The sequence below is a fragment of the Methylovirgula sp. genome (assembly GCF_037200945.1).
GTDB lineage: Bacteria > Pseudomonadota > Alphaproteobacteria > Rhizobiales > Beijerinckiaceae > Methylovirgula.
Genome location: NZ_JBBCGP010000001.1, coordinates 429969 through 454608, shown reverse-complemented (window position 1 = coordinate 454608; position 24640 = coordinate 429969). Strand labels below are relative to the sequence as shown.

Here is a 24640-nt window from a genome sequence, read left to right as displayed (position 1 = left end):
GATCTGGCGATGCACCCGGTTAGCGCATATTCGTTGCGCTCTCTTCCAGATCACTATGCCTGTTTACATAATCGCACGTTAGCCTTGTGCGGGCAAAAGTGGCGCGGATCTGACTGCGACGAAAATCCAGGTTCGTTACCCCGCCTGAACCGCCACCGTGCGAAAGCGCATGAGCGCGATCGCCAGGAATAGGCAGCCGACGAAGGCGACGAAGAGAAACTGCGGCCAGACAATGGAGAATCCCGCGCCACGAAAGAGGATTGACTGCGCGAATAATACGAAATGGGTTGAGGGCGAGAACATCATGATCGTGCTCAAAACCGGTGGCATGGATTCGAGTGGCGTGTTGCTGCCAGACAGGATATTCATAGGCATTGCGACGAGAATATAAAGCAGGCCGAGCTGCGGCATCGACCGCGCGATCGTCGCCAGAAAAATACCGATCGCGGTCGCAAAGAACAGATAGATGCTGACGCCGGCAATGAACAAAGGCACCGAGCCGGCGATCGGGATTTTGAGAACTTGCCGAACGACGATTTCGAGTGACAGGGCGGATGCCACGGCAATGACGAGGCCATTTGCCCAGATCTTGGACATGGCGATTTCAAACGGCGTGACCGGCATGACGAGCAGATGATCCATTGTACCATGCTCGCGTTCACGGACGATGGCCGCGCCTGCCAGGATGATCGCGAGCATCGTCACATTATTGACGATCCCCATGACGCTCGTGAACCAGGATGTCATGACATTTGGATTGAAGACGACACGCACGGAGAGCGTGATCGGAGTCTTTTGGACATTCTGAGACCGTGAAAGATACGTGCCCTCGTTGCGCGAAACGAAATTGTCGATCTCCGTCGTCAGGATTTGCTGAATATAACCGTAGCCAAGCCCGGCCGTGACCATGGCCGTCGCGTCGACATTGACCTGAACCTCGGGGCTGCGCCCGGCGAGAACGTCCTTCTCGAAATCCGGCGGTATCACGATGACGAATGTATAAGCCGCGGTATTCATCAAATGGTCGATATCGCTTTCGGAGATTGGAACCGGATGCTTGAAGTAAGGCGGCAGAAAAACCGCCATCATCCTGCGTGATAATTCCGATTTATCGTCATCCACGTAAGCGACGGAGCCGTTATATAATTCCTGCGCGTTGCTATGCCCCTGCACATAGATCGCAAAGGAAAACGTGTAGATCACAAGGCCGAGGAGCACGACGTCGCTGAAGAAGCTGCGAAGCTCCTTTGTGCCGAGCCAGAAAATATTGCTGAGCCTGCTCATTCTCGGGCTGCCTTCTAACTTTCCTGCTTGCGCAGAAAGACCAGGCTGAGAATCGTCAGGATTGGAATGAAGACGGCGACCTGCAGCAATGTCACGGAAAGATCCTGAAAGCCGAGCGCTTTGGTGAAGGTGCCGACGCTGATCTTCAAAAAGTAGGTCATCGGGAATCCGATGCCCATCAAGGCAGGTAAACCCGTGAGCGAAGAGACGGGCGTGAGCATTCCGGAGAACGTCGTCGCGGGCAGCATCGTGAGGATCGCCGCGCCGAACAAAGCCGCGATCTGCGTTTTGCAAAAGGAGGATATCAGCATTCCGATTCCGGTCGTCGCGGTCACATAAAGCAACGCGCCGATAAGCAGGACCAGGAAATTTCCCCTGATTGGAACACCGAATAGGAAAACCCCCATCAGGCAGAGAATCCCGAAATTGATCATGGCAATCATGATGTAGGGGATTTGTTTGCCCAACAGGAATTCGATGCGCGTGACAGGTGTCACATAAAGATTCGTGATTGAGCCAAGCTCCTTCTCGCGAACGATCGCGAGTGCCATCAAAATGGCGGGAATGATGACGAGCAGCAGAGCGATGCTGCCGGGAACCTGGGCATAGATGCTTTCAAAATCTTGATTGTAAAGAAACCTCGTTTCGATCCGGGCCGGTTCCGCGGGGTTTATGTTCGGAGTTTTGAACATTGAGATATTGTTATTACGCACGGCTTCGCGGATATCGTCCGGCGTGTCGTCGGCAGCCTTGCCGTTGCGGACCGCGTAATCGGAGAGAAATTGTTGATGCGCCGCCTGGAGATAACCGCGAATCGTTTCGGCGCGAAACGGCATAGCGCCGTCCACCCACGCGCCGACTTCAGTTGGCACATTCTTCTTGATGTCGCGCCCGAAGTCCGGGGGGATTTCGATTGCGGCCTTTATGTCCCCGGAGCGAAGGCGCTGTTCCATGTCGGCGGGCGTCGCGATCGGCGGCTTTTCGATAAAATAGCTCGAGCCGCGTAACTCTTCGAGATAAGCGCGGCTTTCGTGTGAATTGTCGCGATCGAGAACGGCGAAAGATAAATTATTCACGTCAGTCGATATTCCAGCCCCAAAGACGGCCATGAGAAAAGCGGTGCCGAGTAGGGCGAACCCCATACGGATGGGGTCTCGCAAGAGTTCCAGCCCTTCGCGGATGGCATAGGCGAAAAGGCGGCGCGGACTGAACCAGATTTTCGCTGGTCCGCGAGCATTGACTGCGGGCAGCGCCACTTTCGCTTGAACGGGCGCACCCGTTGGACCTTGCCCGGAGGCGCGGGTCTCGTTCGCTTCTTCGAGATAGGAGATGAAAGCCTCTTCGAGGTTGGAAGATCGGCGCGCCTCGATCAGGTCAGCCGGTGTTCCCATCGCGAGAACGCGCCCTGCATCCATCAACGCGATATGATCGCAACGGGCAGCCTCGTTCATAAAATGCGTGGAGATGAAGACCGTCATGCCGTCGTTGCGTGAAAGGTCGGCGAGGAGATCCCAGAAGGCGTCGCGCGCCAGCGGATCGACGCCCGATGTCGGCTCGTCGAGTATGAGGATCTCGGGCTTGTGGACGATGGCGACGGCCAGCGAAAGCCGCTGACGAATGCCAAGCGGAAGGTCGGCGGCGCGCTGGTCGAGATAAGGGGCAAGCCCGAAGCGGGTGACGAGCGCTGCTATGCGCTCATGGGCGTGCTTGCCGAGATGAAACAGATGTGCGTGGAGGCTAAGGTTCTGCCTGACGGTGAGTTCGGTATAAAGCGAAAAGGATTGCGACATATAGCCGACGCGAAACCTGGCCCGCATATCTGTGGTATCGATTGGCTTGCCGAACAGAAGCACTTCGCCGGCACTGGCGGGAAGGAGACCCGTCAGCATTTTCATCGTAGTCGTCTTGCCGCAGCCATTCGACCCGAGGAAGCCAAAAATCTCGCCGCGTTTGATCGCGAAGCTGACATTATTTACGGCGGTGAATATGCCGAAGCGGCGCGTCAAGTTGCGCGCGACAATGACCGGCATTTCGTCGTCAGCCACTCGTGGCGGAATCGAAAAAGCCTTGTGGCCGCGCCGCGTTTCTTCCGGGAGAAGCGCGATGAAACTCTCTTCGAGCGTTTGCGATCCCGTCTTCTCTTTAAGAGAGGACGGCGATCCGGCGGCGAGAACGCGGCCGGCGTTCATCGCGATCAGCCAATCGAATTGCTCGGCCTCTTCCATATAGGCCGTCGCGACGATGACGCTCATGCCTTCGCGCTCGGCGCGCATACGGGAAATGAGACTCCAGAATTGCCGCCGCGAGAGCGGGGTCGACGCCTGTTGTCGGCTCATCCAGAATCAGAAGATCTGGATCATGGATGAGCGCGCAACAGAGCCCGAGCTTTTGGCGCATGCCACCCGAGAGCTGGCTTGCGAGCCGATCTGGGAAACGGATCGAGCCCAGTCGCTTTCAAAAGCGACGCGATACGATAGTCACGCTCGCTGCGGGATTGGCCGAAGAGGCGGCCAAAAAATTCGATGTTCTCGCGCACGCTGAGATCGGGATAAAGATTCTTTCCGAGACCTTGCGGCATATAAGCGATCTGCGGACACACGGCGGCGCGATGGCGCGCGTCGCCGAGATCGCCGCCAAGAACATGGACCTCCCCGCTCTGGATGCGACGGGCGCCCGTGAGCAGCGCGAGGAGCGAGGATTTCCCGACGCCGTCGGGACCGATCAGCCCGACCATCCGGCCTTTCGGGATCGAGAGCGTCACGTCATCGAGCGCAATCGTCTTGCCGTAGCGCAGCGAAACTCCGCAAATTCTGCCGACCTCGGCGGCGAGCATCATTGCGCCGGGCCGGGCAGCGAAGCCGGCCAAATGGTCTTCCGGTCGACACGCACAAAGGCTCTGCCCGGCAGTCCGGTGCGCACGAGCGCGGCACGCGGAAGCAGAAACGCTGGATCGACGCGAACTTTGACGCGAAACATCAGCTTATCGCGTTCGTCTTCGGTCTCGACGGCCTTCGGCGTAAATTGCGCCTGCGTGGCGACAAACGAGACATGTGCCGGAATCATCACATTCGGATAGGAATCCAGCACGATACGGGCGTCCGCCGCCGATCCGCGCCCGCCCAGCTTCCACGGTCGGCAGGTAAATATCCATATAGACGTCCGTGAAATCCAGCATCGTAAACACCTTGCCGCCCGCCGGGAGAACTTCGCCGACGTTGGAAATGCGGTATTGGATGCGCCCGCTGGTGGGCGATACCAAAGTGTCGTCAGCGATGTTCACTTTATAAAGCTCGACATCATGCGTGGACGCATCGAGCGCCCGCTCGGCCTCTCCCACGCGGTCGTTGGCGGCGCTCAATGCGTCGTTCGCGCCATTGAGCGTTTGCTGGCGTTGATCCAGAAGTTCGTAGGTCGCAAAACCGCGCGCGACGAGGGCCTTCGTACGATCAAACTCCTGCTGCGCGAAGACGACTTCGGTCTGCTGCTGCGCGACATTGGCGTGGGCTTCGTCAAGGCTGCGCTTTGCCTCCTCAACCTGCGCCTGGGCCTTTCTGAGCGAAGCTTCGACATCGCGTATATCCATCCGTGCGAGGATCTGGCCTGGCACAACATAATCACCTTCGTCCGACAAGCAGCTGTGCAACCCGCTCAGCAAATTTCGCGTCGATGTCGATTTCTTGGGCTTCAATACGCCCGTTGCCGGAAACGATACCTGCCGGCAAACCCGCCGGACGCATATGCCACCAGTAAAACCCGCGCCTGCTGCGCCGAGTGCGACGAGCGCGATGGCGACAAGCCGCCAGCGCGATCTCTTGCGGATTGACGGATTATCGACTGGGACTAGCGCCGCCGACTGGGCAGCAACGAGAGCATTTGCGCCGGCCGGGAGGACTTCACCCTCGAGAGGTTGGGCTTTATCTGGATCATCGGACACAACCTTGATCTCAGGGTTGGAGCTGGTCACGGTCAGTACCCATCGGCTTGGTTGCAATATGCCAGGAGCACGCGGGGCCAACCGTGTGCACTGCACTCTAAATCAATAAATAGCGTCGAAGGGATGTGAACTACTTGATCTCGATCAACCGGGAACTAGCAACAGCCTCAGGGTGCGGTCAGGAATCGTCGACAGGAGTGTGTCTGAAGACAGATGCGCCAACGGCGGGAGGCCGGCGCGCTGACGATTGTTCGCGTCGTGCCCGCTCTGAACAAAGCCGGGCGTCTGCAGATCGCCGACGCCGCGGGCAACAGCGTTTTGAGTTAGCCGCGCAATTGATGAGTCAGCTCCTACGCTCGGGCGCCGATGAGGCATGGCGTGGTCGGCTAATTGATGTGCAAACCCCGGACAAAAAAAACGGCTCTCCAATTCGATGAGAGCCGTTGTTAGAAAAGTTAGCGCTGGGAGGCCAATGGCGTGCCTAAACGCAGATTATGAATGCCACAGATGTTCCTAAATAAAATTGCGAATATTAGGCTTCGTCCGGTAAAAGCTCCTCTTGATGCAGCGCTAGTTAGTATTAACTTTCCCAGATTAAAGGATTAGCATTCGATTGGGTGCGTAACCACGCTGCCTCAATTGGTCGACAGGGGTTCAATGATCTTCGGGAAGAGCCTAACGGCGGGGCGCGAAACGTAATAGGAGTTCACGGGATGGCGTGTCTGCCATGATAATACTCAGACGCCGAGCTATGGTGATCCTTCGCGATGTGCTTTGCGTCAGCGGCTGAAGTTAGCAAAAATGCCGAGCCAGTACCGATCAGGAATGCCAACGTAAGGTAAGTGATTTTGGATGTAATCATTTCCATTACCTCTTCCAAAGTGTGGTTGGCCACACTCATCAATTAGATCATGTCACCCTTAAGCCATCCTCGCAAAATAAAAGCGCGCCGGTTATAGCGGGCCCTTAACCGGCCTTCTTCCGTGAAGCCGGACGCGCGCTTCTTGCCCGCAGAACGGGTAATACCAGCGGCGCGAGGGGATGACTCGGGTGGGAATTCCCAAGGGTGCGAAATTCTGATTCGATCGGCGACGGTGGAATTGGAGGCGTGTGATGGCTGGGATTGCAGTGACTCGTCTGGATTTGTCAGCGTCCTGAGCTGCGGCAGGCGTCAGCGCGATCGAAGAACGCGGCGGCCGCACGGCGGATGCTGGCGCTGGCGCTGGTGATGGAAGGGGCGGATCGAACGACAGCAGCGCGCAATTGTGGGATGGATCGGCAGACGCTGCGCGATTGGGTTCATCGGTATAATTCGGACGGACTTGCCGGCCTGGAAAACAAGATCCCGCCGGGCCGCTCATCGAGGCTGACGGCTGAGCAGAAGCAAGGCCTTGATCGCGTTGGTGGAGGCGGGTCCGCAGGCCGGCAAAGACAAAGTCGTGCGGTGGGCGGCGCGCTGATTTGCGGGATCGGCTTAAGCAGGATTTCGGGCTCGTCTTGCACGAACGCACGGTTGGAAAGCTTCTCGACGCACTTGGCTATCGCCGGCTTTCGGTACGTCCATTCAACCCCAAGGCGGACCCGGCCGCGCAGGAGGTTTTTAAAAAGAGTTCGCAGCCAATGTAGCCGCGGCTTTACCCGAACACGCGCGCGGTAAGCCGATCGAGATCTGGATGCAGGACGAAGCGCCGGGTCGGACAACAAGGCACACTGACGCGGGTCTGGGCAAAGCGCGGCAGCCGTCCGCCTGCACCACGCGATCAGCGCAGGATCTGGGCCTATATCCTGGGTGCGGCGTGTCCGGCGAAGCGAGAGGCGGTGGGCGTGGTGCTGCCCTTTCTCAACGCTCGGTCTGTCTCGGTCCACCTCGATCTTATTGGTCGCAAAGTTGCGGACGACGCCCACGCGGTCCTGGTTCTCGACGGGGCCGGATTTCACATCGCAAAAGATTTGAATGTTCCGGCAAATATGACGCTGATGAAGCTTCCAGCCTATTCGCCCGAATTGAACCCGATTGAAAATGTCTGGGAATATCTGCGCGGCAACAAGCTTTCGAATACGGTGTACGAAACCTACGACGAGAGCGTATCTACGTGCTGCGACGCCTGGAACTTCTTTGCCAACGATCACGAACGGGTGGCCTCGATAACCACCCGGTCATGGGCAACGGTCAAAACCTAGGGCCGTTGGTATAAGTCGGTGAAGATGTTCATGGTGCGTGTTCCTAAGCGAGGCTGTATCTCGTCAAGCCGAAACGATCAGGAAGGTTGCAGAGTATTCGAGTCTTGCCGCCGATCGAAGCCGAGTTCGGGATGAGCGAAGGACCGCACGCAGCTTCATGAATGTCGCCGAGGCATCCGGCATATGGTGACTCTTATGGCGTCGATTCCCGAGGACGAAATTTTCATGCGAATGGCCATCGCCGAGGCCGCGCAAGGAGACTTGCCATTCGGCGCGGTCATTGTCGGCAACAAAAGGTCCTTGAGGTCGGGGCGCAACCTCGCCGAGACGACAAACGATCCGACGGCGCACGCGGAAATGGTGGCTATTCGAAGATTTGTGGCAACCCGACCTGCCAGCGACTTTAAGGGCGCCACCCTTTATAGCTCGGGCGAATCCTGCCCCATGTGCATGGGCGCTATTCTGTGGTGCGGCATCAGCCGCGTGGTGTTCGGCGCCTCGATCGACCAACTGTCCACAAAGATCGAACAGATCATGCTAACCGACCGGATGGTGGCGGAGGCTGCGCCTTTTGCTAAAATAGCTATCATGGGTGGCGTGCTGGCCGCTGAATCGATGGCCTTGTTTTCAAAGTGAATTATGACCACGACGCAGGATAGAGAGCAGACGCGCCATCCATGGAACCTGTTTCGCGATAGAGCATCGGCCCGGCTTCTGAGTCTAACATCTCGCCATTCATGACTTTTCCTAGCACCAGCACGTGGTCACCAGCAGGATGCTCACTCATGACCTCGCACGCGAACCAAGCTAGTGCTTCTCGCAGGTGGGGTAGGCCAGAACGATCAGCAATCCAATCGGTGGAGACAAATTTATCGGTTTGGGCCGGCCGGCCGTAATGTTCGGCCAGATCCAGGTGACGCTTCTTAAGCACGTTGACGCTGAACGACTGACCTTCCTTTAGCAGCCGATAGCAGGAATGGTTTGGGTTGATGCTCAAGGCAAGCAACAAGGGATCGAAAGAAACTTGCATGACCCACGCGGCAGTGAAAGCATTGCGCGTTTCGATATGGGCCACACCTATTACGTAAACACCTTGCGTCAGGCGTTGAAATAACGCTGCAGTGGGTTCGCTCATGTTCGCCCCCGCAAAAAATTGAGTATCGCTTAATCCTTATTCCCGCGCCCCCGGGTCAATGTGTATCTACCTCAAAACGAGTTGCTCACCTTCGCCTCCTCCTCAATTTCACACCCGAGGCCTCGCCGTCCTCGGGCGCGAAATAATGCGGAGGCCATCGCACCGTTTCATCTCGGCCCATGCCGGAGCCTTTCGATTTCCGATGCCGTGTAGATCGCGCCATCTACTCTAATCGTTGCTACTTCCTGGTCCCGGGAAGGCAGCTTGTGCCAGGCAATTATCGCTTCCTGGAGCGTGGGGTATGCTGTCGTCTCACCACTGATGTGCAGCGTGGCCGGCTGGCCGGCGTCGACATAAATTGGAACGTCATCCTCGGTCATTTGCAGTACCCTCGCCAAGGCGTAGCCGGGGATCATCACCCAAGCATCGGCTATACGGCAAGGGGAATGATTTAAGTCGAGTTCCCCAAGCGCACGACGCCAATCGCGGCGGTCGTTGTTGCTGACGAATTCAATGCCTGCGGATCAACATAACAATGCGGATCAACATAACAAAGTGCATGCGTCGCGCTGCGACGCGTTTGGTAGCGGAGGAGGGACTCGCTACGCCTAGCCCGTAAGTCGTTGAAATTACTGAATATAGAAACGCGCGGCTGACACGGAGAGATGTAGCATACCTCCATGACTTTGTCATCGGCAGCTTTAACGTTAACCGATTACTTCATACCCTCCGGACGCAGGCGAGGCTGCGACAAGTCGGGCTTCGGCGGGAACGGTTGTGCCGGACGCGCCGCACGGGGCGACTCATTCGGCGTTGCTGGCGTCGGGCCATTCGCCGAAGCCGTAGACTCCGGCGTCGGTGCGGCCGTCATGGTCGCGGCAGCCGTTTCGGCCTTGGCCTCGGTTGCGCGCTCGTCGGCGCGGCGCTTGGCCGACTCGGACTGCTTGGCGCTGGTCGCTTCGCGCTTGGTCTTCATCGTTCGTGGCCCAGCGGATCTAAACCGGTTTTCTTGATTGCGATTGGCGCAGGGTTTTGACTCATCAAGACTCACTCTTGGACGCATTGCTGGAATTGCCACGCCCAAGCTGACGCGCGCCTAGCAACGCGAGAATTCATTACGGGCACTGGTGCACGCGGAAACAGGCGGGGTTGATAGAATAGCAAGAGAAGAACGAGCGGCCATACATTCAGTTGCCAGATTGTCTAAGCGTCAATCGCTCTAGCCTGCGCTCATTCGGTGGGGGCTCCGAGACGCTCAAAGCACCGGATCGTCCTGCCGGGATGGCGTCTCCGGCGTGCCGATTTATTTTGCCTGAGCCTCATCATCCGACGTCACGACTAGCGCGCCGCTCATTTCGCTCGCATCGAGGAATTGCGCTTCCGCGTCTCTATATCCTCGGGTCGTCGACTGATCGACGACGAAAAGCAGCGACTGATCCGGCCAGTCCCGCTGGGCGGCGTCAATAAGTTGCTGCAGGGTACCGCAATCGAGCGGCTCGTCGTAATGCGGGCCGACTTCTGCCAGCCAACGACCGTCGGTATAGGCGACATCGACTTTGCGCGGCTCAACCATGCCGCAACAATGCCCTCGCCCTTCGCTTGGTTGCATCGAAAGTCTCACCTCAGCCCCGCCAGGCCGCCACCCTCGATTGCTTCCCCGCGGCACAGGTGAGCGAAAAGTTCGCGGCGATCTTATCTGCAACCGGCTCCAATGGCGGACATTTCAGGCAAATTTGGGTGCGCCGCTAACGTCGTGTTAGCCCGCTTTGTTCACGATGGGCGCATGAATATCGATCGTCAGCCCGATTTTGGGCGACGCGGACGTGAGATCTATGCTCGGGCCGCGCAAGCTGATCGCTCGCCAAGATCGGCGCGCGTTATCAGCCGCGTCCTGTGTCTGTTTGGTTTGACGAGCCTTTTACTGGCCGTCGTCGGAGCTATTTTCTGGACACTGCTGAATATCAAAACGCTCAATGCAGAAACTTCGCGCGCGGAGCAGGGAGTCATCGAAACTGTCAATCAGCCGATCGCGCATCTGCCTCGCTCCGGGCCGGTGGGTTTGTTTTCACCAGGCTGGTTTCACCCGGGCGCTATAAAGCCGGATTTCAACAGCGTTGATATCCGCGCCACGCAAGAGTTCCCGTATGACGGGTTCAACCATGTCACATCAGACATGAACCCCACCGAAATGTTCGTGGGAAGCGAACTCGAATTCAACTCGATGACCAAATATTTCTATACCGACCTAACGTTGCCGAAGAGGCGACTGTCCGATGCCGAAATGGTCGAGATTAACGGCCTCTATCGTGTTATCGGCCGGGATGAACAGGCGTTGTCCCACCCAATGGTTGACGATCGTGGGGCTGGTTGCGGCCGGCTTTTGTTTGGGATCCGTGGAGCTCCTGCTGATTTTAACGCGCTCTCGCCTGCTCGACGCTAAAAGAAACGGTAGTCTATAATTGGCTAATGCCCGAGGGGCCGTCCGCCGACCGGGATGATCGCGCTCGATTCATGCCTCGTTCGCGGCAACCCGCTTGTCCGTCTGATATTGCCCAAGGGCGCATTCATAAATCTGTCAAGACTCGGCGCCAAACCCGAAATCTCTCCATCGCGATTTTTTTGGAAAATGCGGCCAGTCCGGAATTCATTCTGTATCTTTATTGTCCTTGTTGAACTCTGTTGCGCCATATCGGCGGCACGAGCGGGCGAGGGCGCGTCCGCCGCTATGAAGTCGATGTTTTTCGATCTTCCAAGCGAACCCCTCGCACAGGCTCTGCAAGCCTATGGTGAAAGAACCGGGGTGCAGGTCCTTTATGAGAGCCACTCGGCAGCGCGCCGCAGGTCTGCCGCGCTCAAAGGCGTCTTTTCGCCAGATGTCGCTCTCGCGCGTTTATTATCTGGAACCGATCTTCAGGTACGCCATACCAGCGCGAACGCGATCACGCTGGCCCTTCGGCCGGATCAGGACGAATTGTCCCTTCCTTCGGTTCCGGGCAAAGCAGATTTGGAGCTCGGGACTTTGCTGGTGCATGGGGGCTCTGCAAACGACGACAATCAATCCCGTTTGCGGGATTATAGCGAGATGGTGCAGCTGGATGTTCAGAATGCGTTACTGAGAGATGTATCGACCCGTTCTGGTACTTACCGCTTCGTCGCGAAGCTCTGGATCAACAATAATCATCAGGTCACTCGCGCTGAGCTTTCGCAATCGACGGGCGATCATGATAGGGATGGCGCCGTGATCGACGCCTTGGAAAGCCTTGTCAATCGGCGTTGAACTTTGGCTCTGGCTCACTTTTGCTGAAGGCGATCAGTCATGTTGCGCCGGTCAACCGAGCCTGTAACAGATCAATTTTGGCGCGCCCGTACATCTGGCGCTTGATCAGCTTCAGGCGCGTGATTTGGCCTTCCGTTTGTCCGTTGGACCAAGGCGAAGTTATCGCATTCCGGACGGCGGCTAGGTCTTTTTCAACACCATTCGCGAAAGAGCTAACAAGGGTGTCCTTCGCAACTTGAAGCCAAGCTTCTAGCTTTGCGGCCGCCTTTGATCGGATCATGGATTGGAACTCCAAGATAGTCTCGCGAGCGGTGACGAGGTCCTGAACGTTTCCTTCAATGGCCGCGACGAGCATGGCTTCCGACCTTGTCAAGTCGTCGCGGGCGGATGTCATCAGGCGGGCGATGATCCGAGCTGACGGCGTTCGCGCCAGTCCGTTTTGGCCTGCCTTTTCGGCAAGGCGACGGCGTTGCACCCCATTGTGACACCACGCCACTTTGTCCAAGGAAGCCCGCTGCACGCATTTCGCGCCAAAGCGCCAGGGCATTTCGCTCTCCTTGCTCCCAGCGATCATTCAGCCATGGCGACCAACTATCTAACGAACTTGGTTTTGTCCGGAAAATATCGCTCCGCTGGCCGCGCAGAACATCGCGCACAAGCTTACGGCTATGTCCCGCCTCCCTCACAATTTGTCTGATCGGCGTTCCTTGCTTTGCCAATTTGAGAATGGCCTCATTCGTCTCCTGCCGCCGCAGGTATCCCTCGTACTGCAGCCGCTCAGCGTAAGTGAGGAGCTTGGGATCGATCACGCTGCTGCCGACAGCCCTTCTGATCTGCCGCATCGATTTGCCGACCGCATCAAGAAAGGCGCGGCTTGAGTTCTCCAGGAGATGCCAACGATCCGCGACTTGATCAGCGTGCGGCAAGCCTTTGGCGATGGCCTCGCCATAACCGCCGCCTCGATCTCGTGCGACCGTCCTTATCGAGGGGCGCTCAGCCAGCCACGCTCGAGACGTCTCCAGCGTCCTGTTCGGCAGCAAAGTCACAGGGCGACGGCGTACAAGATCGCAGACAATCGTTCCATAGGTCTGGCCACGTCGGAAGGCGAAGTCGTCGATGCCGATGACAGTGAGCTCGGATGCGCCAGTCTGAACGCTGCGGCGACGCACGACACGTAAAAGCGTGTCGTTGCTGATAGGCATCATCAGACGAAGGGCGAATGCCGCCGCGGGTCTGCCGCCCAGCGCCAGACCGAGATGGTGGACGATTGTCTCAAGCCTCCCAGTGCGCCGGCTGTAGGGAGAGAGGACACCAGACTCAAATCGCTCGCAGAAGATGCGGCGCACGCACAAAACCGCGTCGCACCAGAATCGGCGCGCAACGACGACCAGTTCGACTCGACGGCCGCCGAGCGGAAGGTCTGCGGGGCGGCGCAAATATCGGCTCTGAACCCGGCGACTTCGTCGACCGCAATCCGGACAACAACCAAACTGCTGGAGAGACCGCAACAAGATCTGGACGCGAGCGCCCTCGACCGTGACGCCATCAACCGCAAAACCATCTGGCGCCAGCCTGGCGCGCGGAAATTGCCGACCCATTGGTAGCTCCTCCGACGAATCGGAAGGAGCCTCGAGCCTAACCACAGCAAATCTGAGTCAGAGCCAATATTCCACGCCGGATCACACTTCCATCTCGGACGCCCTCCTTCAAGTGGCTCTCAAACGCCGCCACCTTGGCACATTGATGCCGTCGAGGGGGCGTCCACCCCATCACTGGAAGACGACAACCTTTACCGCCGGATTGCGCTCGGATGCTCTTGTCGCGCCGCTTGTTCTGGACGGTCCCATGGATGGCGAGGCTTTCCTGGCCTATGTCGAACAATTACTCGCGCCATCGCTGCGGCCGGGCGACACCGTCATCTTGGACAACTTGCCCGCTCACAAGGTCCATGGCGTGCGAGAGGCCATTCAAGCCGTCGGAGCAAGCCTGCTCTATCTCCCGCCCTACAGCCCGGACTTCAATCCGATCGAAATGGCCTTCTCTAAATTGAAAGCGCTGTTGCGTGCCGCTGCCGCGCGGACATTGCCGGACCTCTGGCAAGCAATCGCCCACGCTCTCAAGCGCTTTACGCCAGACGAATGTCGGAACTACCTCGTAGCTGCAGGATACGATGCGACGTGATCGGCTATCGCTCTAGCGCCCGCTTAAGATCGTCGTGCTCGAAGGCGCTGGCCATGCGGTTGATCTCGGCCGATTTGGCGCCCACCGCTTTGGCGGTCTCACGCCAGGTCGCCGTAGCGATGGCGACCTCTTTGATGATGGCGCGCGCCTGCGGCAGCGTGAGCCCAAAATACTCCGACGCCGCCTCCAGCAGGTCGATCGAACAGGTGCCTTCGTCCAAGTCGATATTCGTCGTGAGCACACGCGCTTTGAGATCGGTGGGCACGGGGTTGAGGTCGTAGGCGGGGGACAGCGACCAACCCGCCTTTCCCAGCCACAGGAAACCGTGGTTGCGGAGGTGGTCGTCGACATTCGAGATCAGTACGTTGAAGACAACGCGCCGATAGAGACCATAGGCGTCTGTCTTCCCTTGGGCGCCATGCTGCGCAAGGGCGTCAACGATTTCCGGGTAACTGCCGCGTTCTCCGTCCCGTGCGCCCATCATCGCCATAGCTGAGAGGAAGGGAATTCGAACGGTCCCGAGGCGATCGAAGCGCCGCGACAGTAGCACTGCCTTACCAGCGACCTCTATCAACTCGTGTCTCGGCGTGGCGATGCCGGCGCGCCCGGCTAACCGCAGAGCGATCTCCTCCCAGGTCTCCATGCTGTAGTCGTCGGTTTCCTTCGGAAACTTGGCGATTGAGAGATGCCCGTGCTGATCAATGACGGACGCCTTGGGTCGTGCGCCGCCGAGGGACGATCCGGGGGCGAAGATGAGCCGGAGATCCTCGTCTGTTTCCTCGTCACGCAGAATCCGTTCGGTGATCTGCAGGAGACGGCCGAGTTCGATCAGCGCGGGAACGCCATTGCGGACGTGAGCTTGGAATGCATCTTCGCCCGGCCAGCGGAAGCGGAGCGCTCCGAGACGAGTCTCGTCGGCGACGCCAAGCAGGTAATCGCACTCCGCCAGCGTGCGAACGGCGCGGCTCTCGCGTTCGGCGAGCCGACGTTCGGCGCGTTGCATCAGGCGCCGTCCCCACGTGTCGGGCGCGGAGTCGCCGATCGAGCCGAAAATGGCTTGGCCGGGTAGGGGCGCGAATCCGCCGCGCGTCAGCGTGAGGGCCGGCTCGATCGAAAAGCGGTCAGGATCGGCGAGCCATTCGGGACTATAGTCGAAGACGACGGTTTCGTTGCCGCGGACGCGGTTGCTCCTAGCTATGCCGACCGGGCGCGTGCGGCCATTGAGATCGATATGAACCTCGAAGTCAGCCATTGTCGGTTCCGGCTGCTCGCTTGAGGTGGACGTGCTTGGGCAGCTTGGCGCTGGCAAGCGCCTGTCCGACGCTGTCGTTGCTGATGTCGGCGATCTGGCTGAGGCCCTCGAGAAGGCCGAGCGCCTGTAGGACGGCGGCATAGATGCCTATGCTGACGCTGGTGTCGCCGGCCTCGACTTTTTGAAGAGTCGAGCGGGATGTGAAGGCCCGTTCCGCCACAACCGCCATCGGCAGGAGCCGACGACGCCGGGCGTCGTGAATATCCGCGCCGAGCTTTCGCAGGGCCCGGCGCACGGCGGCAGGAGGATTGTGTGGTGTTGGCATTTGTAACCTTCACACTACAGATTTACAGGATATGTAGCACGAAGATTACAATTTATCCAGGGCCTGTAAGCGCCCAGCCCGGTCATTTGGGGCTAATCGCGCCAGACTGAAGCAGACGCGGGCGTCCAACACGCGGATTGGCCGACGCTGGCAGAACCCACCAGTTTGCAACGAGAACGAAATCAGGACCGTTCAATTGTGACCGGTACCTCTTGTACTTCACGATATGTGGTTAGGCTGCACCCTATGCAGCCGCGAGGCCAATACCGCCTGACACGGCCTGAGGCAAAATACACCTCGGGCATCGAAATGGACGACCCGCTCGAATATCTCACCGGCGATTGCGCTTACTGGCGATCGCGCCATCCGTATCGTCCCGGCTTGCGGTGCCTGTTTCTGTGATCTCGGCAGCGGCAACCCGCCTGACTTGCCGCCGGGCGTCCTCTTATTGCCAGCGAGACAGAAGACAGGATGGATCGGTGCAGGTTTCTCCTTCTGAAAGTAACCGCAACGCCCAAGAGCGTGGACCAGCCTGCAGCAGAAATTACATATAGTCAGTCTCGCCGCGTCAAGGTCCCCCCTCGGAGCTATCCGGCTCACAGGGATAGATATCAATCAGAGTATTTTGGTTTATTCCCCCAAGAAGATTATTCGTTCATCAGCATCGTCCTCGCGCCGCGTGACGCGCCCGTTGGCTGAGACGCATGTAAGTACGTCGAGCTCGAGCAAGTTTTAACCCGAGCAGAGATAGTACAGTTTCAATTCAATCCCCCCAAAAACCCCAAGAATAAACGGACATATCATGACAACACCCGACATAACGTCGGATGCGATCGGCTGCGCCTCATTGAATGAGGTTGCTGCCGCTCCCATCCCAAGCCTCAGCCTGAGGAACTTCCTCGAAGAGGCCGGCCGTGCGATCCGAAAAAATCTGCCGCCGGAAGCCTGGGTCGACGCCGTCGTCCTCAATGTGAAGCAGACGCGATATGGGCTCTCGCTGGAACTCGTTGAGCCCGATGTCGAGAATACGTCGAATGGCGCATACTTGCGTGCGTTTGTCGGCAATTCAGCGGTTCGCGATATTCAGGACCAGGTCGGCCTGACGCTCGATTGCGATCTCTTGAAAGGCGTGCACGCGCGCCTCCGGATCAGCCCGAAATTCGACGTCCATTATCACCTCCAAGGCAATGTCCTGGGCCTCGATCCGGCACTGGCGGACAGTCTGATGGCCAAGCGCATCGCGGCCATTCGTGAGAAGCTTGCGATCGAGGGCGTTCTCCAAGCTCAGAAAGCTTACGGGCCGCCGGATGAGATTACCCGCATTGCCGTCATTCATCCGGATCAATCCGCGAGCTGGGCCGACCTTAAAGGCGAGCTCGCCCGCCTCGAAGGATTGGGATTGCTCAAGGCCTCTTCGCTGCCCGCGACCTTCGAGGGACCGCGCGCCGCGGCGAGCCTTGTTGAGGCGCTTCTCAAAGCCCGGCACATGGTCGAATACGAGGATGTCGATCTCGTTCTTATCGTTCGCGGCGGCGGTGCTTCGGCCGGGCTCGGCGCATTGACCCATGTTAGTATTGCCCGGCCATTTGTCAGATGCCGGTTCCGGTGATCACCGGGCTCGGTCATGCGTCAGATCATTCAATTCTGGACGAGGTCGCCTGGCGCTCCGCCGATACGCCCTCCAAGGCGCTGCAAATTGTCAAGACGATCCTGCGCCGGCGCGCCGCGGCAGCGACCAATTGCTACGCGACGGCTTTAAGCGATCTCGACCAAATTCTGGAGCAGATCGTCCGGCCGCGTCTTGCGGCCAAACAAGCCGAACTCCTCCATAGTTTCGAAATCACGCTGGCCAAGCGCCGCGACGAGTTGCGGGACGCCTGGTTGGCGGTCAAGGAGCATCTGCTCACATTCCGGGGTGAACTTGGTCACCTCGCGATCGGCCTCGATCAAGAAGCGCAGAGCCTGCTCGCGCGGGCCGGTGCGTTGCCAGGCCAGGTCGGTCGCGAGACAAAATACCTGCACGACCGGATCGCGCAGGGCGCGCGCGACCGTTGGCATGTCCTCGCCGGAAAACGACCTTCGCCCCGGGTGCCGGCCGATCTCGCCGACAGCCTTGTTGCGAGGCAGACACTCGACCTCGAACGACTGTTCAGTACCATCGAGATCGCTGCGCGGCGCCGGCTCTCCAATGAAGGCGATCGGCTTGGTCAGAGGCGTCAGGCGCTGGATGCGCTTGGGATCGACAATACGCTGACGCGGGGCTTCGCGCTGCCACTTGATCACCAGCGGCGCATCATCCGCAGCGCCGATGCTGCCCGCTCAATCGCAAGCTTCGAACTCATCTTCCGTGACGGCGCCGTGGCTTGCCGTGCGGAACCTCACGCCTAGCCACACATCGAAGAAAGGAAAATCCATGCTTGAACTAATCCCAAAACCGAGACGCCGAAGTCGCAGATCGCCTCCTCGCGCCTCTATGCTGAGAATTACGCCGTGCTCCACGACGTGGCAGAGCGGCTTCGCAACGGCGGTCCGGAAGATATCGACAGTCTGGTCGCCGACTTCCGCCGCGCGATGCAGGCCTATCAGGTCTGCCACAAGCGTCTCGAAACGATCCGCCGTGAAATCGATGCCGAAGTCGATCGCATCCAGGTGACGCCAAACGCGGCGGAGCCCGCCGTGAGCTAGCTTACCTCTGCTGTATAGAGCCGACTTTACTTTGCTTTCTGCAACCTGACGGGCGCCCGACCTCTCGGTCCTCCTGCGCCCAACCTCCCTCAACAAACCGCAACGGTCCGCCCTGGGTTCATCACCCGGGACGATGTCGCGCGCCCGTCATCACCCCCATCCACACGATTGGAGATCGATTCATGCCCAAAAGTGGCATCGAGCTGGATTTTAGTGAACCTGCGCCCTGGGACCTGCCGCAGAACCAGGGACAGGCAGACGAATCTTCGGAAACGTTTTTTGCCATTTACGACACCGCCGCCATCGAACGCGAAATCCAGAAATTCGCGCCGCCCCTAACTTTAGACGATGCGGAACGAGCGGAGAGTCTCCCCTCTGAAGACACTCTTCGCGTCAGAGTTCTGCGGCAGATACTGGCTGATCCGCGCGGACCCAAACGTCCACTTCTCTTCGGTAGCACCGCCATGGCGGGGCGGATCCGTGCCATCGGCGCCGCATTTCTCCGATGTGACGGAACTGATCGCCCGAGCCGTGCTTCTGTCCGAAGTGACGGCAACCTCGTTGCGGCTGCCCCCGATCTTGCTCGTCGGCGCGCCGGGAATCGGTAAGACCTACATGAGTAAGCAACTGGCCCGCGCGCTCGAGACCGATATTGTCGAAATTGCCGTCAACATCATCGATAGTTTTCGGCTGCGCGGCATGAATTCATCCTGGAAGGGCGCAAAAATGGGCCGGATTGCGGCGGCGCTTCTCGAAAGCCGGACGGCGAGCCCCATTATTCTGCTCGACGAATTCGACAAGCCAGTGCGGATAAACTCCTACGAAAATCCGCACGACGTCTTTCACACGCTGCTCGAAGAAGAAAACGCCCAAAGTTTTGTTGACGATTATCTCGAGTTCCCACTGCGCGCCGAGAGAATCATCTGGATCGCCTCGGCCAACGACATTTCCGATCTCGCGCCCTCGATCGTCGACCGATTTCTTGTCCTCAACGTTCCCGATCCATCTCCTCAAGATCTCGCGGCGATTATCGACAACATCTACACCCTCGCCAACGTGCGTTATGGCAACGTTTTTGAGCCCGAACTTACGCTAGATGTCCGCGCGCGACTCACGGGATTTAATCCGCGCCGTATCAGCCGTCTGCTTGATTTGGCGTTCGCACATGCCGCTGCGGAGGGTCGCCGGGACTTGGTTATGTCGGATATCGTTCGGGCGGAGGAAGTCTCGCTTGCGGACTTGAAGTTCCATCGGACAATTGGATTTATTGGGCAACAGGGCAGAGAACGGCAGGGCTGCAGTTCGAGATGACCGCGAATTTTGCCCTTTCACGGCAAAAACAGGGGTTCGATTCCCCTTGGGCGCGCCAAATTTCGGCCATTCTGAATACGACTGCGAACACGTTCATTTCTATGGGGCGACATATAGGTTCGCTTCCGACTCAAAGGCGAGCCGCCCGCGAACGGTCTAGCGACCGCTTCGCGCCAATCATTGCCGTTTGGGGTCAACATCCGCTCCGCTTGAAAGCGGGCATACCTGAGCAGATATTTTACAGCTTCTCGCGTCGTGGCCATCTTTTCGTGGCGTCACCACACTTTTCGGAGGACACCTGTGCCACCGACGATTGTGCTGTTGCCGGAGAATTCGCCGTCGAATTTAGCGAGCACGGACCAGCCGGCGCCGAGTTTATATTCGAGGCCGGCGGTCACGAGCGCGGAATTGTCGTCGGGCTTGGCGGAGTCGATGATGAAACTCCCGGAACCGGGCAATGACTGGAAGAGAGCTGTCGCCGACCCCTCATTCTCGAAATCATGCGCGAAGGCGGCGCGGCCATAAAGCTTCACGTTGCCGCTGAAGAGCGAGGGGAGGTCGGTATCGAACCAGGCGCCGACTTCGGTGCGCGTGTCGGTCGTCGTGCGGCCATCGTAGGTCAGCGCGAAAGACGAAGCGCCGGCGGCGCCGACTTCGCCGTAGGACGGCAGGAACATGGTCTGCGATTGCACGGCACCGTAGGGCGTCAGCGTGATCGCGCCAAACGGCAGGTGATAGCCGCTCTCGATGCGCCCTGAAAGGACGTTGGCGACGAAATCGCCGTGCAGCGGATCGGACGTTCCGACCTCGGCGTCGCGCGAATTGCGCACGTCCTGTAACGAATAGGCCAGTGCGCCGGAAACATAGGCCGGGCCGAAGAGGCGTGTGCCGTAGGCGCCCATCTGGAACAGGCCGGACGAGCCGCCGCCGAGCTCATTCAATTGCCAGTTTGTGCCGCCGCCGCCGATTGCCAGGCCAAACATCGTATCGGGCGCGATGTGATCGTCCGCACCGGCCGCGAAGCCATAAATCTGGCTCGTCGCGCTCGAGGCGCCAGTCGCAACATTGCCCCCGATTGTGCCTTCGCCGCCATAGGCCGAGGCCCAGAGTGAAATGTGTGGCGCAAAGCCAATCGCTGCCGGCGAAAGCGCGCTGGCGAGCGCCTGATAGGCCGCGGGCTTGGCCTCATCCGCCGCGTAGGCCAGCCCTGAGCCGGGGGATGGTGAATCGAATTCGCCCGCCGCCTCGCGCCCGTCGACAAAGGGATTGAGCAGCAGATTGAGAAACATCGTGCCGGCGTCGAAACCGACGGGAACGAAGGATCCCTGCGTCTGGCCGGCCAGACTATTGGCGGCATTGTTCAAAGCAACGCCGGTGAGATTGGCCAGGCCTTGCAAGCCGACTGGCAACGTGCCGCCACCGACAATGAACTGATTGATCGCGCCCGCGACATGCTGCGCATTCGTCGGCGCATTCGATGGCAGAGCGAGGGTGACGGCGAAGTCCGGCAACGTCAGGAGAACGCTGTTGCTCGTTTCAGCCAGCACGACGGCGCCAAGTGGATCGAATTGCTCGGCGCTCGTTCCTTCGAATCTGAATGCCACAGCGGGATTGAACTGATTGCGGGCACCGAGCGGATTCGTGGTGGTGAGAATCGTTTCGGTGCTCCCGGTATGGCGGCCGAGCGCAAAACCGCTCAATGAGGCGACGACCCGCGCGCCGCCGAGCATCACGCTGCCATCGACTTGTGTCAGCGAGTTCTGCCCCGGTGCAACCGCGACCGAATAGAAACCGCCCGGATCGAAAGCAAGATTGCCGTCGATCGTCAGTGTGCCGATCGAGCCGCCCGGCGCCAGCGTGCCGCCGTTCTCGATCGTCGCGCCGCCGATGATTGTGCCGTGGCCAGCGAGCGTGCCGAAGACATCGATCGGTGTCGTGCTGGTCAGGGTCGCGCCGAGGTCGGCCGCGTCACCGACTTCCAGCGTGCCGCCTTCGACGGTGATATTGGTAGCGCTGTTTGTGCCATCAAGAATCACGAGGCCGGAGTCGACATTCACTTGATTGACGGTCGAAAAACCGAAGCTACTGGCATAGGTGAACGTGTTACCCGCAGCGGGCACGAAATTGATCGTATCGCTCGTCCCCGACCCGATAATGCTGCCATTGATCGTGCCGCCGGAAATGTTGAGCACGTCGGCATTGGCCGAGAGTTTTATGGCACCCGAGATCAGGCCGCCGGTCTGATCGATCGTGACGGGACTTGTGGCATTTACCAAGCTTATTGCCGCCGTCGTGCCGGTGAGCGTCCCGGAATTGATAATGGCCACGCCGGACGCAAAGGTCACGCCGCCTTCGATAGCGATAGCATTGGCAGCGCTGATCGTGCCCGAATTCGAAATATTGCCCGAAAACGCAGAGATCAATTCAACAAAAATACCGTTGGCGCTAGCCGAAATCGTGCCGGAATTTGAAATCCCACCGGAGAAATCGGAATCGAAGAGAAGCGCTATACCGGCGCCACCGGAAATGGCCCCGGAGTTGGAAACGCCGCCGGAAAAACTTGTCGCCGCCGCGATGGCAATACCGGTGTCAGCGGCGCCCGCCATGATCGCGCCGCCATTGCTGACGCCGCCGGTGAAGGTGCTTGCGCCGATTCCGATGCCCTGGGTTGCGGCCGATATTGTGCCGGTGTTGAAGACCCCGCCTGAAAACGTCGAGACGCCATCAACGCTTATGCCGGCCTCACCCGAATTGATCGTGCCGGTATTTTCAATGTTGCCGGAAAAGGCGCCAAGGTTGCCTAGATTGATGCCGATATCCGCAGCCGTGATAAGGCCGCCATTCCTGATATTCCCGGAAAAGCTGCTGACAAGACCGACGGCGATACCGGTGCCGATGGCAAAGCCGAAAAGAGTCGATATTCCTCCCGCGGAAAGTGTACCGGAATTAGTGATGCCGCCGGAGAAGGCCGATATCGATGAAACGCTAATGGCCGCTCCGGTCGATGCCGATATGGAGCCAGAATTGGAAATGCCGCCTGAAAAGTTGTTGGCCGGCGACGGTAAAAAGTTGGCGGTTTGGACAAGGATGCCGTTGGCGCCGCCCGAAATCGTGCCGGCATTGCTGACGCCGCCGGTAAAGGTCGTGCCGGTTACGACGATCGCAGCGATGCCCGTCGCATTGATCTCGCTCTGACTGTCGATCTCAATGCCGTGGTTCGCCGCGTTGATCGTGCCCGAGTCGACGATCGCGCCGTTGATCGTGCTGCTGCTTACCGCGATACCGGTAGCAGCCGAAATCGTGCCGTCGTTGCTGATACTGCCGGAAAAGTTCGTGACGCCGGAGATGAAAACGCCGTCGTTTGCGGCCGAGAGCGTGCCAGCGTTGGTGATGCCGCCGGTGAAGGTCGGGCCGATGACGGAAATGGCCGTATGCGTCGCGTTGATCTGGCTCTGACCGTCGATCGTGATGCCGTGACTGGTCGCCTCGATCGCGCCGGAATCGATGATGCCGCCGGTGATCGTGCTGCCCGCGATGGCGATGCCCGTTACGGCCGAGATCATGCCGGAATTGCTGATGCCGCCGGAGAAGCTTTTGACGTCGTCGATTGAGATGCCGTTGTTAAACTGTCCATCCAAAGAAATCGTGCCGGAATTGCTGATCCCGCCGGAGAAAAGCGAGACGCTACCGACGAAAATGCCGTTGCCGTCGTCTGACCCACCAATCGTCCCGGAATTGCTGATGCCGCCGGAGAAAGTGTTGACGTTGAGAACAGCTATGTCGCTTTCGGCCGAAATTGTGCGGGAATTATTGATACCGCCGAAGAAGTTTTTGACGTCATCGACGAAGATCGCGTTGTTCCCCGAGATCGAGCCAGAATTATTGATGCCGCCGGAGAAGCTTTCGACATCATTGACGAAGATGCCCCCCAGGATCGTGCCTGAATTATTGATCCCGCCGGAGAAGGTTGAGATCGTGACCAGGGGCTCGGCGATGCCTTGCGCCTCAGTGCCGCCGACGAGGATACCGTGACCATTCGCAGTAATCGTGCCGGAATTGCTGATGCCACCGGAGAAGGCCGAGATCGTGACGGCGACGGCTTGGCTGATACCAAAACCGCCGACCACGATACCGTTGCTGCCAGACGTAGAAATGGAAATCGTACCGGAATTGGTGATTCCGCCGGAGAAGGTGGAAATGGTGACTGAGGCTTGGGTGTTTTCTAAGCCGCCGACGAAAATGCCGCTGCTATCCCTTTGCGAGATAGAAATCGTGCCGGAATTGCTGATCCCGCCGGAGAAGGTCGAGATGATGACGGGGCTTTCGCTCAAGGCGCCGCCGCCTACGAGGATCCCGCCGCTTAGCACTCCCGACGCAGTAATCGTGCCGGAATTGCTGACGCCGCCAGAGAAGGCCGAGATCGTGACGGAGGTTTGGGTGTTGCCAAAGCCGCCGACGAGAACGCCGTTGCCCAGTGATCCCGACGAAGAAATCGTGCCGGAGTTGCTGATGCCACCGGCGAAGGTCGAGATCGCGACTGGTGCGCCGTTTGCAAGGTCGCCGACGAGAATGCCAGAGCTCAGCTCGTCCAATGGAGAAATCGCGCCGGACTGGCTGTTGCCAAGGTCTCCCGACACAGAAATCGTGCCGGAATTGCGGACGCCGCCGCTGATCGTGGAATTATTCTCGACGATGATGCCGACGCCGGAGGTCGCTGTGATGGTGCCGGCATTGCTCACCGTGCCGCCAATCGAACTATTGTTGATCGTAATGCCCGCCGTGGTCGGCGAGGTATTGCCGGTCGCGGTAATGGTGCCGCCAACCTCGTTGGTCACATCGCCGCTGACGGTCGAGTTCTGGACGTTGATGCAATTGATCGAACTTCCGCTCGAATTGCTCACCGAGGCGGCCGGACCGACTTGATTGATAGCGCAGGCAGCCCAAGCCGGAGTGCCAGCGGCGATCAGCAGCGCGGCGATTGAACTTGAGGCGAGGAGGTGACGTCGGCCGCTCCTAATTGCAATGCGAGGCACTTCGTCACCGCCGATAACAAACTCAGGATACGGGCTATTATC

General features: G+C 58.8%; 16 protein-coding genes and 4 pseudogenes. 10 read left to right on the top strand and 10 right to left on the bottom strand.

Features of this window, described 5'->3' with window-relative positions:
* Positions 1-135 precede the first annotated feature (135 nt).
* The 3 genes and pseudogenes from WDN02_RS02120 to WDN02_RS02110 form a co-directional block, all read right to left on the bottom strand.
* On the bottom strand, positions 136-1284 hold the full coding sequence (locus WDN02_RS02120) for an ABC transporter permease (protein WP_337291932.1): 1149 nt from the start codon (positions 1282-1284) through the stop codon (positions 136-138).
* A gap of 14 nt (positions 1285-1298) precedes the next feature.
* Positions 1299-4117 (bottom strand): annotated as a pseudogene (gene rbbA, locus WDN02_RS02115) (ribosome-associated ATPase/putative transporter RbbA).
* A 147-nt stretch (positions 4118-4264) separates the two neighbouring features.
* On the bottom strand, positions 4265-5248 hold the full coding sequence (locus WDN02_RS02110; RefSeq protein WP_337291931.1) for a secretion protein HylD: 984 nt from the start codon (positions 5246-5248) through the stop codon (positions 4265-4267).
* A gap of 1083 nt (positions 5249-6331) precedes the next feature.
* Here WDN02_RS02110 and WDN02_RS02105 point away from each other — a divergent pair.
* Positions 6332-7399, top strand: a pseudogene (locus WDN02_RS02105) (IS630 family transposase).
* A 195-nt stretch (positions 7400-7594) separates the two neighbouring features.
* The gene (locus WDN02_RS02100) at positions 7595-8035 is read left to right on the top strand and encodes a nucleoside deaminase (protein ID WP_337291930.1); all 441 of its coding nucleotides are present in this window, start codon (positions 7595-7597) and stop codon (positions 8033-8035) included.
* A gap of 1 nt (position 8036) precedes the next feature.
* On the opposite strand, the gene WDN02_RS02095 is transcribed toward WDN02_RS02100, so the two are convergent.
* The 3 genes from WDN02_RS02095 to WDN02_RS02085 all read right to left on the bottom strand — a co-directional run bounded on the left by WDN02_RS02095 (position 8037) and on the right by WDN02_RS02085 (position 10107).
* On the bottom strand, positions 8037-8534 hold the full coding sequence (locus WDN02_RS02095; RefSeq protein ID WP_337291929.1) for a flavin reductase family protein: 498 nt from the start codon (positions 8532-8534) through the stop codon (positions 8037-8039).
* Positions 8535-9249: 715 nt separating this feature from the next.
* Complete coding sequence (locus WDN02_RS02090) at positions 9250-9510, bottom strand: hypothetical protein (protein ID WP_337291928.1); 261 nt, start codon at positions 9508-9510, stop codon at positions 9250-9252.
* Between the two features lie 327 nt (positions 9511-9837).
* Positions 9838-10107, bottom strand: a complete 270-nt coding sequence (locus tag WDN02_RS02085) for a hypothetical protein (RefSeq protein ID WP_337291927.1) — start codon at positions 10105-10107, stop codon at positions 9838-9840.
* 210 nt (positions 10108-10317) lie between these two features.
* Between WDN02_RS02085 and WDN02_RS02080 the strand changes: the two genes are divergently transcribed.
* Positions 10318-10974 carry a hypothetical protein gene (locus WDN02_RS02080; RefSeq protein WP_337291926.1) on the top strand — a complete coding sequence of 219 codons (657 nt, stop codon included), beginning with the start codon at positions 10318-10320 and terminating at the stop codon, positions 10972-10974.
* 54 nt (positions 10975-11028) lie between these two features.
* On the top strand, positions 11029-11811 hold the full coding sequence (locus WDN02_RS02075) for an STN domain-containing protein (protein ID WP_337291925.1): 783 nt from the start codon (positions 11029-11031) through the stop codon (positions 11809-11811).
* A 37-nt stretch (positions 11812-11848) separates the two neighbouring features.
* Here WDN02_RS02075 and WDN02_RS02070 read toward each other — a convergent pair.
* Positions 11849-13409: pseudogene (locus tag WDN02_RS02070) on the bottom strand (ISL3 family transposase).
* Positions 13410-13575: 166 nt separating this feature from the next.
* Between WDN02_RS02070 and WDN02_RS02065 the strand changes: the two are divergent.
* Positions 13576-13992: pseudogene (locus WDN02_RS02065) on the top strand (IS630 family transposase); the annotation flags it as partial.
* A gap of 4 nt (positions 13993-13996) precedes the next feature.
* On the opposite strand, the gene WDN02_RS02060 reads toward WDN02_RS02065, so the two are convergent.
* On the bottom strand, positions 13997-15244 hold the full coding sequence (locus WDN02_RS02060) for a HipA domain-containing protein (RefSeq protein ID WP_337291924.1): 1248 nt from the start codon (positions 15242-15244) through the stop codon (positions 13997-13999).
* On the bottom strand, positions 15237-15569 hold the full coding sequence (locus WDN02_RS02055; RefSeq protein WP_337291923.1) for a helix-turn-helix transcriptional regulator: 333 nt from the start codon (positions 15567-15569) through the stop codon (positions 15237-15239). Before WDN02_RS02055 ends, WDN02_RS02060 begins: the two co-directional genes overlap by 8 nt.
* 246 nt (positions 15570-15815) lie before the next feature.
* On the opposite strand from WDN02_RS02055, the gene WDN02_RS02050 reads away from it, so the two are divergent.
* From WDN02_RS02050 to WDN02_RS02030, 5 genes are all read left to right on the top strand, one after another.
* Positions 15816-15971, top strand: coding sequence for a hypothetical protein (locus WDN02_RS02050; RefSeq protein WP_337291922.1), 156 nt, complete (start codon positions 15816-15818; stop codon positions 15969-15971).
* Between the two features lie 400 nt (positions 15972-16371).
* A complete protein-coding gene (locus WDN02_RS02045) occupies positions 16372-17178 on the top strand; it encodes an exodeoxyribonuclease VII large subunit (RefSeq protein WP_337291921.1) in 807 nt (268 codons plus the stop codon).
* Positions 17163-17957 (top strand): exodeoxyribonuclease VII large subunit, encoded by a 795-nt coding sequence (locus WDN02_RS02040; protein WP_337291920.1) that lies wholly within the window; start codon positions 17163-17165, stop codon positions 17955-17957. Before WDN02_RS02045 ends, WDN02_RS02040 begins: the two co-directional genes overlap by 16 nt.
* A 66-nt stretch (positions 17958-18023) precedes the next feature.
* Positions 18024-18254, top strand: coding sequence for an exodeoxyribonuclease VII small subunit (gene xseB / locus WDN02_RS02035; RefSeq protein WP_337294840.1), 231 nt, complete (start codon positions 18024-18026; stop codon positions 18252-18254).
* A gap of 480 nt (positions 18255-18734) precedes the next feature.
* Positions 18735-19565 (top strand): AAA family ATPase, encoded by an 831-nt coding sequence (locus WDN02_RS02030; protein WP_337291919.1) that lies wholly within the window; start codon positions 18735-18737, stop codon positions 19563-19565.
* A 275-nt stretch (positions 19566-19840) separates the two neighbouring features.
* Here the strand turns inward: WDN02_RS02030 and WDN02_RS02025 are convergent, their stop codons facing one another.
* Positions 19841-24598, bottom strand: a complete 4758-nt coding sequence (locus WDN02_RS02025; protein ID WP_337291918.1) for an autotransporter domain-containing protein — start codon at positions 24596-24598, stop codon at positions 19841-19843.
* Positions 24599-24640: the final 42 nt, after the last annotated feature.